The organism is Nocardioides sp. AE5 (genome assembly GCF_031844485.1).
GTDB lineage: Bacteria > Actinomycetota > Actinomycetes > Propionibacteriales > Nocardioidaceae > Nocardioides.
This window is the reverse complement of the sequence record NZ_JAUZVI010000005.1, coordinates 136098-149351: the sequence shown is the minus strand read 5'-3', so window position 1 is coordinate 149351 and position 13254 is coordinate 136098. Positions and strand designations below refer to the sequence as shown.

The 13254-nt window shown below is 70.7% G+C and carries 17 protein-coding genes and 1 riboswitch; of the genes, 13 read left to right on the top strand and 4 right to left on the bottom strand.

All coding sequences use genetic code 11. The features are described from left to right. Positions 1-50 precede the first annotated feature (50 nt). Positions 51-1769, bottom strand: a complete 1719-nt coding sequence (locus Q9R27_RS09695; protein WP_311252172.1) for a fumarate hydratase — start codon at positions 1767-1769, stop codon at positions 51-53. A gap of 60 nt (positions 1770-1829) precedes the next feature. Next, positions 1830-2228: a hypothetical protein gene (locus tag Q9R27_RS09690; RefSeq protein ID WP_311252171.1), complete on the bottom strand. Its 399-nt coding sequence runs from the start codon at positions 2226-2228 to the stop codon at positions 1830-1832. Positions 2229-2354: 126 nt separating this feature from the next. Between Q9R27_RS09690 and Q9R27_RS09685 the strand changes: the two genes are divergently transcribed. Genes Q9R27_RS09685 through Q9R27_RS09675 form a run of 3 tightly spaced genes read left to right on the top strand, consistent with a single transcriptional unit; the run spans position 2355 to position 4112 of the window. After that, entirely contained in the window at positions 2355-2918 is a 564-nt protein-coding gene (locus Q9R27_RS09685) for a hypothetical protein (protein WP_311252170.1), read from the top strand. 4 nt (positions 2919-2922) lie between these two features. Then, positions 2923-3249, top strand: a complete 327-nt coding sequence (locus Q9R27_RS09680; protein WP_311252169.1) for a hypothetical protein — start codon at positions 2923-2925, stop codon at positions 3247-3249. Then, the gene (locus tag Q9R27_RS09675; RefSeq protein WP_311252168.1) at positions 3246-4112 is read left to right on the top strand and encodes a hypothetical protein; all 867 of its coding nucleotides are present in this window, start codon (positions 3246-3248) and stop codon (positions 4110-4112) included. The genes Q9R27_RS09680 and Q9R27_RS09675 overlap by 4 nt, the downstream gene beginning before the upstream one ends. A 21-nt stretch (positions 4113-4133) precedes the next feature. Here Q9R27_RS09675 and Q9R27_RS09670 read toward each other — a convergent pair whose 3' ends face one another. Beyond that, positions 4134-4826 carry a YbaB/EbfC family nucleoid-associated protein gene (locus Q9R27_RS09670; protein ID WP_311252167.1) on the bottom strand — a complete coding sequence of 231 codons (693 nt, stop codon included), beginning with the start codon at positions 4824-4826 and terminating at the stop codon, positions 4134-4136. Between the two features lie 70 nt (positions 4827-4896). Here Q9R27_RS09670 and Q9R27_RS09665 point away from each other — a divergent pair, with 70 nt between their 5' ends. Genes Q9R27_RS09665 through Q9R27_RS09655 form a run of 3 tightly spaced genes read left to right on the top strand, consistent with a single transcriptional unit; the run spans position 4897 to position 6641 of the window. Next, positions 4897-5979, top strand: a complete 1083-nt coding sequence (locus Q9R27_RS09665; protein WP_311252166.1) for an NAD(P)-binding domain-containing protein — start codon at positions 4897-4899, stop codon at positions 5977-5979. Between the two features lie 18 nt (positions 5980-5997). After that, entirely contained in the window at positions 5998-6402 is a 405-nt protein-coding gene (locus Q9R27_RS09660; RefSeq protein ID WP_311252165.1) for a DUF1707 domain-containing protein, read from the top strand. Further along, positions 6399-6641, top strand: a complete 243-nt coding sequence (locus Q9R27_RS09655; RefSeq protein ID WP_311252164.1) for a hypothetical protein — start codon at positions 6399-6401, stop codon at positions 6639-6641. The genes Q9R27_RS09660 and Q9R27_RS09655 overlap by 4 nt, the downstream gene beginning before the upstream one ends. 17 nt (positions 6642-6658) lie before the next feature. On the opposite strand, the gene Q9R27_RS09650 is transcribed toward Q9R27_RS09655, so the two are convergent. Then, positions 6659-7324 carry a hypothetical protein gene (locus Q9R27_RS09650; RefSeq protein WP_311252163.1) on the bottom strand — a complete coding sequence of 222 codons (666 nt, stop codon included), beginning with the start codon at positions 7322-7324 and terminating at the stop codon, positions 6659-6661. A 105-nt stretch (positions 7325-7429) separates the two neighbouring features. Continuing rightward, a riboswitch (TPP riboswitch) is annotated at positions 7430-7539 on the top strand. A 61-nt stretch (positions 7540-7600) separates the two neighbouring features. Between Q9R27_RS09650 and thiE the strand changes: the two genes are divergently transcribed. The 7 genes from thiE to thiC are packed head-to-tail and all read left to right on the top strand — an operon-like array spanning position 7601 to position 13246. Then, on the top strand, positions 7601-8131 hold the full coding sequence (gene thiE, locus Q9R27_RS09645) for a thiamine phosphate synthase (RefSeq protein WP_311252162.1): 531 nt from the start codon (positions 7601-7603) through the stop codon (positions 8129-8131). Further along, entirely contained in the window at positions 8131-9174 is a 1044-nt protein-coding gene (locus Q9R27_RS09640) for an FAD-dependent oxidoreductase (RefSeq protein WP_311252161.1), read from the top strand. Before thiE ends, Q9R27_RS09640 begins: the two co-directional genes overlap by 1 nt. Next, complete coding sequence (thiS, locus tag Q9R27_RS09635) at positions 9159-9344, top strand: sulfur carrier protein ThiS (RefSeq protein ID WP_311252160.1); 186 nt, start codon at positions 9159-9161, stop codon at positions 9342-9344. The genes Q9R27_RS09640 and thiS overlap by 16 nt, the downstream gene beginning before the upstream one ends. Next, positions 9341-10102, top strand: coding sequence for a thiazole synthase (locus Q9R27_RS09630; protein ID WP_311252159.1), 762 nt, complete (start codon positions 9341-9343; stop codon positions 10100-10102). The genes thiS and Q9R27_RS09630 overlap by 4 nt, the downstream gene beginning before the upstream one ends. After that, complete coding sequence (locus tag Q9R27_RS09625) at positions 10099-10746, top strand: thiamine phosphate synthase (protein WP_311252158.1); 648 nt, start codon at positions 10099-10101, stop codon at positions 10744-10746. Before Q9R27_RS09630 ends, Q9R27_RS09625 begins: the two co-directional genes overlap by 4 nt. After that, positions 10743-11546, top strand: a complete 804-nt coding sequence (gene thiD, locus Q9R27_RS09620; RefSeq protein WP_311252157.1) for a bifunctional hydroxymethylpyrimidine kinase/phosphomethylpyrimidine kinase — start codon at positions 10743-10745, stop codon at positions 11544-11546. Before Q9R27_RS09625 ends, thiD begins: the two co-directional genes overlap by 4 nt. Further along, positions 11543-13246 (top strand): phosphomethylpyrimidine synthase ThiC, encoded by a 1704-nt coding sequence (gene thiC / locus Q9R27_RS09615; protein ID WP_311252156.1) that lies wholly within the window; start codon positions 11543-11545, stop codon positions 13244-13246. Before thiD ends, thiC begins: the two co-directional genes overlap by 4 nt. Positions 13247-13254: the final 8 nt, after the last annotated feature.

The following is a 13254-nucleotide window of genomic DNA, read 5'->3' as shown; positions in this document are numbered from 1 at the left end:
CGGGCAGTTTCACAGGCTCGCCTGTGAAACTGGCCCCGAGGAAGTTCCCCTCACTTCTCCCGTGAGCGGACCCGGATCCCGGTGCCGACCAGCGAGCTCAGCGGCACGGTCACCGCGCCCGACGGATCGGTGAAGAAGTCGTTGCCCTTGTCGTCGACCACGATGAAGGCGGGGAAGTCCTCCACCTCGATCTTCCAGATCGCCTCCATCCCGAGCTCGGGATATTCGACGACTTCCTGCGACTTGATGCAGTCCTGGGCCAGGCGCGCGGCCGGGCCGCCGATCGAGCCGAGGTAGAAGCCACCGTGGTTGCCGCAGGCCTCGGTGACGACCTTGGAGCGGTTGCCCTTGGCCAGCATCACCATCGACCCGCCGGCCGCCTGGAACTGCTCGACGTACGAGTCCATCCGGCCAGCCGTGGTCGGGCCGAACGAGCCGGACGCCATCCCGTCGGGGGTCTTGGCCGGGCCGGCGTAGTAGACCGGGTGGTCCTTCAGGTACGCCGGCATCTCCTCCCCGGCGTCGAGGCGTTCCTTGATCTTGGCGTGCGCGATGTCGCGGGCCACGATCAGCGGGCCGGTCAGCGAGAGCCGCGTCTTCACCGGGTGCTTGCCCAGCTCGGCGAGGATCTCGGGCATCGGCCGGTTGAGGTCGATCTTGACCACCTCGCCGCCGGAGATGTCATCGGCCACGCCCGCGTCGGGCATGTACTGCGCCGGGTCCGTCTCCAGCTGCTCCAGGAAGACGCCTTCGGGGGTGATCTTGCCGAGCGCCTGCCGGTCCGCGGAGCAGGAGACCGCGATCGCGACCGGGCATGACGCGCCGTGGCGGGGCAGCCGGACCACGCGCACGTCGTGGCAGAAGTACTTCCCACCGAACTGGGCACCGATCCCGAACGACTGGGTGAGCTTGAAGACCTCCTCCTCCAGTTCCGTGTCGCGGAAGCCGTGGGCGCTCATCGAGCCCTCGGTCGGCAGGTCGTCGAGGTAGTGCGCGGAGGCATACTTCGCGGTCTTCAACGCGAACTCGGCGCTGGTGCCGCCGATCACCACGGCCAGGTGGTACGGCGGGCACGCGGCGGTGCCGAGCGAACGGATCTTCTCGTCGAGGAACTCCAGCAGCCGCTCGGGGTTCAGCACCGCCTTCGTCTCCTGGAAGAGGAACGACTTGTTCGCCGAGCCGCCGCCCTTGGCCATGAAGAGGAACTTGTATTCCGGCTTGCCACTCGCCTGTGGCGTCGAGTAGAGCTCGATCTGGGCCGGCAGGTTGGTGCCGGTGTTCTTCTCCTCGTACGTCGTCAGCGGGGCGAGTTGCGAATAGCGCAGGTTGAGCTTCGTGTAGGCGTCGTAGACGCCCTTGCTGATCCACTCGCCGTCGTCGGCGCCGGTGATGACGCCCTCGGACTTCTTCCCCATCACGATCGCGGTGCCGGTGTCCTGGCACATCGGGAGCACGCCGCCGGCGGAGATGTTGACGTTCTTGAGCAGGTCGAGCGCGACGAAGCGGTCGTTGCCGGACGCCTCGGGGTCGTCGATGATCTTGCGCAACTGGGCCAGGTGCCCCGGGCGCAGGTAGTGCGAGATGTCGTGCATCGCCTCGGCCGTGAGGCGCTGGATCGCCTCCGGCTCGACCTTGAGGAAGGTCTGCCCACCGGCCTCGAAGGTCGAGACGCCCTCGGTGGTGATCAGCCGGTACGGCGTCTCGGCGGCACCGTTGGAGCCGGGGGTCGGGAGCAGGTCGGAATAACGGAATTCAGGATCGTTCGCCACGGCCCAAGGTTACGCCCGCCGACTGCGACACGGGCCAGCGCATGCCCCGCCTGCCCGGCCTCAGGGCTTGCCCTTGGCGAGCTCCCAGTCACAGTCGACGCCGGCAGCCAGGGTGATGCAGGGGAGTTCCTTGCCGTTCGAGGCGATCCAGGTGGGTTCGCCGTACTCCGTCGGCTCGACGCCGTACGCCGCGTGGTGGGCCGCGAAGTCACAACTGAGGCTGGTCACCTCGTGCTGGTCTTCCACGAGCACGTTCTTCTCCCTGATCCGGGTGTAGAGGCAGTCCAGAGGCTCGTCCTTGTAGACCAGCTCCAGCGCCCGCACGTCCTTCACCGAGATGGACTTCATCGGGTCGTAGTCGATGAATCCCGAGCAGGCGGCCAGCGCCACCAGGGCGGCCAGGGTGCCACCGAGGACCGGCGCCCGCAGGGTGCGCCAGTCGCGGTGACGAGAGCGCATGGCGCAAGGGTTCCCGGCCAGGGGCAGGTCAAACGCCGATGCCCGGCCGGTGGCCTACGCTGGTCCGCATCGATCAGATGCTGACGCGGAGGTGACGTTCTCGTGGGTCTCAGTGGCCTCGCACAATTGCCACGGTCGGTCCGGGCCGGGCTGCCTGCAGGTGAGGACGTGCTCGCCTGGGAGTCGGTTGCCCTGGCCTGGGGCGAGTCCAGGCTGGGCCGCACCGAGCCGCCCAAGGCGATCCAGGGTGTCGACCTCGACCCGGTCACCGTGATCGGGAGCGGTCCGCTCGACGTCGACCCGGGTCTCTTCGAACGCTGGCTCGGCGGGATCTCCCTGACCGGGCACCGCGGGAGCGTTGCAGAGAGCCTGGCCAAGGCGCTCGAATCGACCAGCAACCCGCGGCTGTGCGTCACCACCGCCCGCCTCCTGGTCTTCGCGGAAGGAAGCACCACCTTCGGGAAGGACCCGGCCACCGGCGCCAAGACGTGGGATGCCGAGACCGACCAGGTGTGGGCGCTCCCGACCGCGACCGTGCGCGGGGCCGAGCGCGCCTCCCGCCCGCTGATGGCCGGACGACTCCTGCTCAGGTTTGCGGATGCCTCAACGGTGGCATTGATGTGTGGAATGTTCAGCACGCGTCCTGCGAACCGCCTGCGCGAAGCGCTGGTCCGAACGATGGAGGGATGAACAGATGCCGGGTGGCACCAACTTCTGCAATCCAGAGGCACTGACGGCCTTTGCCGACCGTGCCGAGGAACTCAGCGAGTCGCTCGACGGGCACATCAGCCGGGTCGAGGGTGCCCGGGTCGGCCGGGAGGCCTTCGGGCGGATGCCCTTCATCGGTTCCCGGATCCACACGGCGTACGACGAGCACGTGGACGGCACCGAGGAAGGCATGGAGCAGGCCCGCGACGCGCTCCTGGGAGCCAGTGGCGCGGCCGGCACCTCTGCGGCAGAGTGGCTCATCGCCGAGCAGGAGAACATCGAGGCAGCGGCCAACGTGGGTGAGCCCGGATGACCGGCGCCGGTGACTACCAGAACGAGCTACAGGTCTTCTGGAACGCTCTGCCCTCCGAGGTGCAGAGCGTCTTCGGGTTCATCTACAACCCGGTCAACGACGCCATCGAATGGGTCTGTGGTGACCCGGACGACCTGATGAGGGGCGCTGCGGTCTACAGCGAGGTCGGGCCGTTGATCACCGACCTCGCCGAAGAGTTGGCCACTGCCAGGCATGCGGTGCAAGGACAGTGGGAGGGCCCGGACTATGACGCCTTCCTGACGCGGGTCACCGAACTGGAGGACACCCTGGCAAGCCTGGGGGAGGCGGTCGGTGCGACCACCGAGATCCTCGAAGCGGCCTCGGAGGCAGCAGTGGAGTCCGGCAATGCCATCCTCAGTATCATCAAGATGGTCATTGCGATCGCGCTCTCCAGCCTGGTCGTCTCCTTGGCGCTCTCGGTGCTCACCTTTGGCGCCTCGATGGTGGCCTGGGCCGCGGGCCAGGTGGCCAATGCATCGATGGCGCTCGCCCGGGTTTCGATCGTCACCACCCGCATGGCTGCGTTCCTGCAGCGGATCGCCTCGCTCTTCATGCGGATCAAGGACCTCTTCCTGCGGATCAAGAAGGTCCTCGAGTTCCTGGCCGACCTGGTGAAGCTGTTGCGCGGGATGAGCAAGGGCAAGGACATCTTCGGCGCCAAGATGGCCTGGTCCGAGCGGTTGGTGTGGATGGGGGTCCACGGCGGTGTCAACGCTGTCGGCAAGGCACCCATCAACCAGATCCCCGGGGTCCAGCTCCCGGGCGCCTTCGGTGAACTCTGGGGTGCTGGGGAGAGCCTGGCAGACGCACACCGGGCAGCGGAGGAAGCGGAGAACGTCTGACCCGCGGCGGACGCCGCGAGGTCACTCCAGGCCGAGCCGGCGGACCACTTCGTCGAGCCGCGAGTCCAGGCCCTCGAGGCGGGCCTCGAATGCATCGACGATCTCGTCCAGTTCAGCAGTCGGGTCGAGTGCCTCCTCCCCGATGAGCGCCGCCTCCTGCGCGCGTCGGGCCTCGTCCAGTGCCGCGTTGACGGTGGAAAGGACCGCCTCCCCGAGCCATTCCGATGCCGACTCCCGGCCCGCCAAGGCGCTCAGCCAGAGGCGCGTGATGGCGCCGGATCCGTCCACGGTGACCTCGACTCGGCCGCCCTTCTCGGCGACGGTGAACTCACGCTCCTGCAGTTCCGAAGCGGCACGGCGGGCCGCATCGACCGCCTCGGCAGGCAGGTCGATGTCAGCCGGGTCCGCGCGGTCGAAGAGAGCAGCCAGGCCCGGGACCTGCTGCAGTGCCTCAGCCTGCGCGGCCTGGACCTTGAGGACTGTCTCGGCAATCGCGGCACGGGTCGTGTCGGCCAGCTCATCCGCACCGATTCCGCGGAAGGCTGCCCACTGGTAGTCGATCGATTCGATGGCCGGCCGTGCGGACATGGTCACCGTGACCAGGTCGGCCTCGACGGTGGCCAGGACTTCCGTGGCGGCCGTCGTGGCCCGGGTCAGCGCCTCGATCTGTTCCAAGGCGTCCTGCATGGCGGCGCTGGAGTCGAATTCACTCATGGGGAGGATTGTGCCGGAACCATCAAGCCGGCAGGGGGAATCGCCTGCGGGGACCCGGTGTTCACCGGGCGTGGAGCTCCTCGACTCACTCGTCATCGGCGCGGGCCAAGGTGGCCTCTCGGCCAGTCACCACCTGGGCCGCCTCGACATCCCTCACGTGGTGCTCGATGCCAACCCGGCCCCGGGAGGGGCCTGGCAGCACCGCTGGGACTCGCTGACCATGGACGACGTGCACGGCGTCGCCGACCTGCCCGGTGAACCCGCCCCGCCGCGCAGCCACGAGCGCGCCAACGAGGTGGTGCCGGCGTACTTCGCGGCGTACGAACGGCGCCACGGGCTGCCGGTGGCCCGCCCGGTGCGGGTCGAGTCGGTCACCGCGGGAACGGGGGAGGACGACGGGCTGCTGGTGGTCCAGGCCAGCGAGCGCACCTGGCGCACCCGCACCCTGGTCAACGCCACCGGCACCTGGGACCGCCCGTTCGTGCCGCGCTATCCGGGCCAGGAACTCTTCCGCGGCTGGCAACTGCACACCCACTCCTATCCCGGACCTGCCCGCTTCGTCGGCAAGCGGGTGATCGTGGTCGGTGGCGGGGCCAGCGCGGTGCAGTTCATCGGTGAACTGGCGCCGATCACCGATGTGCTGTGGGTGACCCGTCGCCCACCGGTCTGGGTCGACCACTTCGACGGCGAGGCGGGTTATCAGGCCGTGGAGAAGGTGCACGAGCGGGTGCTGGCCGGCCTGCCACCGGAGAGCGTGGTCAGTGTCACCGGGCTCCACCTGCGCCCCCAGGAGCAGGAGGCCAAGCGGCTGGGCGCCTACGAGCGTCGCCGCCCCATGTTCGCCTCCGTCGAGGCGGACGGGGTGCGCTGGGCGGACGGCTCCTTCGAACCCGTCGACGTGATCCTGTGGGCCACCGGATTCCGGCCCTCGATCACTCACCTGGCCGGACTGGGGCTCCGCTCACGGCACGGCGGGATCCAGTTGGTGCCCACCCCGGGCTCCGGGCAGACGCCGACCGCGGCTGCCGCGGACCCGCGGGTGCAGCTGGTCGGCTATGGACCCTCGGCCAGCACGATCGGGGCCAACCGGGCCGGGCGTGCCGCCGCGCTGGCGGTGCGCCGCCACCTGCGGGCCGCTGCTGCACCACGCTGAATCGCTACGCTGGACGGCATGGACGACCCGTCGCGGATGCGCATCTCGGACGCGGACCGGCACAACGTGGCCGAAGTGCTCCGCGAGGCCGCCGGGGAGGGGCGCCTGGACCTGGCCGAACTCGACGAACGGCTGGAGGCGGCGTATGCGGCCAAGACGTACGGCGACCTGGTGCCGCTGACTGCGGACCTGCCGGCCAAGGGCCTCGACCTGGCCGGTGCGACGGCGCCTGCGCCGGTGCCCGCGACGGGCGGTGGTGCTCCGGTCGTCGGGACGCGCTACAACTCCTCGATCGCCGTGATGGGTGGCGTCGAGCGCAAGGGCGTCTGGGAACTCGGGGAGACCCACACCGTCTTCGCCCTGATGGCTGGTGTCGTCATCGACCTGCGCCGCGCGATCTTCACCGCACCGAGACGGTGGTGAACGTCTACACCGTGATGGGCGGCGTGGAGGTCATCGTCAATCCGGGCACGAACGCCGTCGTCGGGGGGATCGGGATCATGGGGGCCTTCGACGGGGTGCGGAACACCGTGCCGGCCCAGTCCGTCCCGGGAGCCCCGGTGGTCCGGATCAAGGGATTCGCCCTGATGGGCGGGGTCGGGGTGGTCCGCAAGGCCATGCCGACCGGGGACGATCCCCGGCAACTGCCCGGGAGCGCGTGAGCACTGCGGCCCGGGCCTCAGCCCTGGTCGTTGAGCCGGACGGCCTTGTCCTCGGCGGTGATCTCCAGTTGCGGTGCCGCCTGGCGGAGCCAGCCGATCCGCCACAGCGAGTGGATCACCAGCGCCATCACCACGGATCCGAGCACGCCCCACCACAGGTCGCTGAGCGTGTCGGTGTAGGCGAACTGGCGCTCGCTGTGCCCGGAGATGAACGCGAAGTATTCGGCGATCTCCCAGGCAATCGCTGCGGTGGCACCGAAGGCCAGCGCCCGCTCCACGACCCGGCCGCGCGACGTGGTGTGGTGCATGGTCAGCAGCACGACCGCGGCCGCCAGGATCCCGGTGTTCTGGAAGTGCATCCAGTTGTCGAACCACCAGATCTGGTCATAGAGGTCCATCCGGTTGCCCAGGATGTCGCTGAAGCAACTGATCGTGACCAGGAGGTCGGGGACCCACGGGAAGGAGGCGCGATCCTTCCAGAAGAGCAGCCACAGCACCGGGATGGTGAAGGAGAGCAGGGGGTAGCCGATCGCACGGGCCTCGGCGGCCTTGTTCTGCAGGTTGCTGCCGACCGGATCGATCACGGCCATCAGCAGCATGAAGACCAGGATGCCCTTCGCGGCGATGTCGACGATGCGCACGGCCGCCGGGGTCTCGTAGCGCACGGCTAGGGCGTCCGACATGGGGATCCTTCAGGTCTGGGGCTGTTCTCCGTCAACGAGGGTATGCGAGGCCGGTGCCGGAAGCCGAAACCACGCGCCGGGGGCGATGCGCTACTCTCGCCGGTGACCAACCCACACGGGTGCTCGCGGAAGCGGGCTGAGAGGGAGCTGACACCGCTCCGACCGTCGAACCTGAACCGGGTAATGCCGGCGCAGGAAGTGAGGAGCAGCACCATGCCTTGCCGTTTTCCGGTTCCCCGGATCCAATGCCTCATCGCCCCGGGCGACGACCTCGCGGTGTTGCCCGACCTCCGCGCCGCAGGAGTCGACGGCTTCCAGGTGCGCGCCAAGGGAGCCACCACGGCAGCCATGCTGGAACTGACCGCCAGGGCGCTCGAGGCCGGCGCCACCGTGGTGGTCAACGACCGCCTCGACGTGGCACTCGCCGCCGGGGCGCACGGCGTACACCTGGGCGCGGACGACCTGCCGGTGGCTGCCGCCCGGCGGATCGCCGGCGACCTGCTGATCGGTGCCACCTGCCGCGACGTGGATGACGTACGCCGTGCCGCCCGGGCGGGCGCGGACTATGCCGGGTTCGGCCCGCTCTTCGCCACCACCTCCAAGGCCGGACTGCCCGCGCCCCTCGGCGTAGCCCCGCTCACCGACGCAGCAGGGGACCTGCCGCTGGTCGGCATCGGCGGCATCGACGCGGCGCGCGCCGCTGCGGTGATCGGCGCCGGTGCCCACGGCGTGGCCGTGATCGGAGGGATCTGGCGACAACCCGATCCCGTGCAGGCGGCGAAGGAGCTCGTCCAGGCGCTCGGCTGATGCGCGTCCAGGTGCTCGGCGCCGGGATCATCGGCCTCTCGGTCGCCGACGAACTGCTCCGGCGCGGACACGAGGTGGTCGTGGTCGACCGCGCTCCGGGCACGGGCGCCTCGTTCGCCGCAGCCGGCATGCTCAGTCCCTCCAGCGAGGTCTGGCACGGCGAGGCCGAGATCCTGCGGTTCGGCAGGGAGGCCGCCGCGCTGTGGCCGGAGTACGCCGCGCGCTTGGGCGTACCGCTGCACCGCACCGGCACGGTGCTGGCCGGAATGGACCGCGGGGACCTGCAGCACGTGGAACGGCAACTGGCCCTGCTTGCCGGCCTCGGTGCCGGCGTGGAGTTGCTCACCGGGCGTGCCGCGCGTGGCCTGGAACCGGGCCTCTCGCCGCGGATCGCCGGGGCCGCGCTGCTCGTCGACGACCACAGCGTCGACCCGCGCCACGTGGTCGCCGCGCTGCTGGAACGGGTCGGCGACCGGCTCCGCCCGGCCGCATCGGGTGGTGTGGACGCCACGGTGGTGGCCACCGGTGCCCGGCTGCCCGAGCCTTGGGCGCACCTGGTCCGCGGTGTCCGCGGAGAGATCCTGCGCGCCCGCACCGACGACCCACCCGCCCGGACGGTGCGCGCCTGGGTGCGCGGGGAGCCGGTGTACGTCGTGCCGCGCGCCGACGGCGGCGTCGTCATCGGCGCCACCTCCGAGGAGCACGACGCGCCACCCGAGGTCACCCTCGGCGGGGCCTGGCGGCTGCTGGACGGGGCCCGCCAGGTGCTCCCCGGTCTCGACCGGGCGTTCTTCGCCGAAGCCTGTGCCCGGGACCGCCCGGCCACGGCCGACCACCTGCCACTGGTCGGCTCCGCGCCCGGTCGCGACGACGTGGTGCTCGCCGCCGGACTCTTCCGCCATGGCGTCCTGCTCGCGCCGCTGGTCGCCCGGCTGGTCGCCGACCACCTCGAGCACGGGCACCTGGAGGCCGCGCTCGACCCGCGCCGCTTCGCCGATCCGTCATCCACCCACAACCAGGAGTCAGCATGCAGATCAACCTGAATGGCGAGCCCTACCGGCTCGAGGCCGGCGCAACCGTCGCCGACCTGGCCGTCGACCAGGGGAGCGCGGTCGCGGTCAACGGGGCCGTGGTGCCCCGTGGCGACCACCCTGCCCGGCTCCTGGCCGACGGCGACATGGTGGAGATCGTGACGGCGGTGCAGGGCGGATGAGCCTGGTGATCGCCGGCGAGGAACTCGACTCGCGCCTCTTCCTGGGCACCGGTGGACTTCCCCGGCCAGCACTCGTCGCCCCGGTGCTCGAGGCCGCCGCCCCGGCGCTGGTCACCGTCAGCATGCGGCGTACGTCGGGCACGCGCAGCGGGGGACTGCTCGACGTGCTCCGCCGGCACGGGGTGCGGATCCTGCCCAACACCGCCGGCTGCCTCTCCACGCGGGAGGCGGTGCTGACCGCGGAACTGGCCCGCGAGGCGCTCGGGACCGACTGGGTGAAGCTGGAAGTGATCGGCGACGAGACCAGCCTGATGCCGGACGCGGTCGAACTGCTCGACGCTGCCGAGGCCCTGGTCGCCCAGGGGTTCACCGTGCTGCCCTACACCACTGACGACCCGGTGCTGGCTCGTCGCCTGGCCGATGCCGGCTGCGCCGCGGTGATGCCGCTGGGCTCCCCGATCGGTTCGGGGCTGGGGGTGCTCAACCCGCACGCGATCGAGGCAGTGGTGGCTGCGGTCGACGTGCCGGTGGTGCTCGACGCCGGAGTGGGCACCGCCTCGGACGCGGCGCTGGCCATCGAACTCGGCTGCGACGCCGTGCTCGCCGCCACCGCGGTCACCCGGGCCGAGGACCCGGTGGCGATGGCACGGGCGCTGCGGCTGGCTGTCCAGGCGGGCGCCCTGGCCCGCTCCGCCGGACGGATCCCGCGCCGCGCGGTGGCCCGCGCCTCCAGCCCGATGGCGGGGAGGATCTCATGACATCGCTTCCCGCGCTGCCGCGCCTGCTGCTGCTCACCGATCGCTCCCAGTTGCGGCTGGGCCGCGGGCTGGTCCGCACGGTGACCGAGTGCGTGGACGCCGGGCTGGGCCAGGTCGTGGTCCGCGAGCATGACCTCGCCGCGACCGCCCGGCGCGCACTGGTGGCCGCGCTGGCCGACGTACCCGGGCTGAGTGTGATCAGTTCGCGGATCCCCGACCCGGCCGCGCACGGGTTCCACGAGCCTGCCCGCCCTGCCCCTTGTAACGCGGAGTCCACGGTTCTTCGCACCCCGCCAGCAAGGTGCGAAGTCGCACGAACAGCGCGTTACAAGCCGGGGGAGGGGGTGCGGGGGCGGTCCTGCCACGACATCGCGGAGGTACGCCGTGCCGCGGCCGAGGGCGTGGACTACGTGACGCTCTCGCCGTTCGCCACCACGCCCAGCAAGCCCGGATACGGCCCGCCCCTCGACCCGAGCGCGTACGCCGACCACCCGATCCCGGTCTTCGCGCTCGGCGGCGTCACCCTCGACAACGCCGCTCGGGCCCGGGAAGCCGGGGCACATGGCGTCGCCGTGATGGGTGCGGTGATGCGCGCCGACGACCCCGCGGCCGTGGTCGCACGACTCCTGGAGGAAGTCCGATGAACCCGAACCCACCCGTGGTGCTCGCGGTCGCTGGCACGGACTCCGGCGGTGCCGCCGGGCTGGCTGCCGACCTGGCCACCTTCGCCGCCCACGGCACCCACGGAGCGTGCGTGGTCACCGCGATCACCGCCCAGGACACCACCGGCGTCCGGTCGATCCACGTGACCCCGGTGCAGATGGTCGCCGACCAGATCGACGCGGTCCTCGACGACCTCCCGGTGGCCGCCGTGAAGACCGGGATGCTCGGTTCGCCCGAGGTGGTCCGCCTGGTCGCCGAGCGCCTGGCACACCTGCCGCTGGTGGTCGACCCGGTGCTGGTGGCCACCTCCGGCGCCGTGCTCGGCGACGAGGCGGTGCGGGCGGCGTACGTCGCACACCTGCTGCCGGTGGCGCATGTGATCACTCCCAACGCCGGCGAGGCCGCAGCCCTGCTCGGCACCGACGGCGCACCGGACGTGCTCGCGGCTGCCCTGGCCGACCTCGGTCCGTCGGTAGTGGTCACCGGCGGCGGCACCAGCGGCACCTGCACCGACTGGCTCGCCGTCCCCGGCCAGGCGCCGGTCGCGCTGACCCATCCGGCGCTGGAGACCCGCAACGACCACGGCACCGGGTGCACCTTCAGCGCCGCCCTGGCCGCACTGCTGGCCCGGGACGTGCCGCTCCCCGACGCCGTCCGCCGCGCCGCGGCGTACACCGCCAGCCAGTTGGCACTGAGCAAGGACTGGAACCTCGGCCGCGGCCGGGGCCCGATCGCCCACACCCAACCCATGCCCACCCACCCGATCGAGGAGAACCGATGACCGTCCACGAAGCCCACACCCGCATCCACGCCCCCGGCCCCCGCCCCGACATCGCGGTGCCGTTCACCCGCGTGCACCTGACCAACGGCGAGACCTTCGACCGCTACGCCACCGAGGGTCCGGGCTCGACCCCCGAGGTCGGGCTGCCGCGGCTGCGCGAGGGGTGGATCGCCGAGCGCGAGGACACCGAGTGCTACGACGGGCGCGAGGTGCAGTTGCTCGACAACGGCCGCTCCGCCGTACGCCGCGGGGCCGCCGCCGACGAATGGCGCGGCGAGTCCGCCCGCCCGCGCCGCGCACTCGCCGGCCGCACCGTCACCCAGATGCACTACGCCCGCAACGGCATCGTCACCCCGGAGATGGAGTTCGTCGCGGTCCGGGAGGGTTGCGACGTCGAACTGGTGCGCAGCGAGGTCGCCGCCGGGCGCGCGATCATCCCGGCCAACGTCAACCACCCCGAGGCGGAGCCGATGATCATCGGCAAGCGGTTCCTGGTGAAGGTGAACGCCAACATCGGCAACTCCGCGGTCACCTCGAGCATCGCCGAGGAGGTCGACAAGCTCACCTGGGCGGTGACCTGGGGAGCCGACACCGTCATGGACCTCTCCACCGGCGACGACATCCACACCACCCGCGAGTGGATCGTGCGCAACGCACCGGTGCCGATCGGGACGGTGCCGATCTACCAGGCGCTGGAGAAGGTCAACGGGGAGGCGGACAAGCTCACCTGGGAAGTCTTCCGCGACACCGTGATCGAGCAGTGCGAGCAGGGCGTCGACTACATGACCATCCATGCCGGGGTGCTGCTCCGCTATGTGCCGATGACCGCCCACCGGGTCACCGGGATCGTCTCCCGCGGCGGCTCGATCATGGCCGGCTGGTGCCTGGCCCACCATGAGGAGAACTTCCTCTACACCCACTTCGACGAACTGTGCGAGATCTTCGCGGCGTACGACGTGAGCTTCAGCCTCGGCGACGGGCTGCGGCCCGGCTCGACCGCGGACGCCAACGACGAGGCCCAGTTCGCCGAGCTGCGCACCCTGGCCGAACTGACCGAGCGGGCCTGGGCCCACGACGTACAGGTGATGGTGGAGGGGCCCGGCCACGTGCCGCTGAACCTGGTGGAGGAGAACGTCACCCTGCAACAGGACTGGTGCAAGGGAGCGCCGTTCTACACGCTCGGTCCGCTGGCCACCGACATCGCGCCCGGTTATGACCACATCACCTCCGCGATCGGCGCGGCCACCATCGCCATGCACGGCACCGCGATGCTCTGCTACGTCACGCCCAAGGAGCACCTGGGCCTGCCCAACCGCGACGACGTGAAGACCGGGGTGATCACCTACAAGCTCTCCGCGCACGCTGCCGACGTGGCCAAGGGGCACCCGCGGGCCCGGGAGTGGGACGACGCGCTGAGCAAGGCACGGTTCGAGTTCCGCTGGCGCGACCAGTTCGCGCTCTCGCTCGATCCGCACACTGCCGAGGCGTTCCACGACGAGACGCTGCCCGCGGAGAACGCCAAGACCGCACACTTCTGCTCCATGTGCGGGCCGAAGTTCTGCTCGATGAAGATCAGCCAGGACGTGCGGGAGCGGTTCGGGTCCGACCTGGCGCCCGAGGTCGGGATGAAGGAGAAGTCGGCGGAGTTCGTGGCGCTCGGATCGACGGTGTACGTCGAGCCGGAGGCGGCGACCTCCTAGGCTCGGCG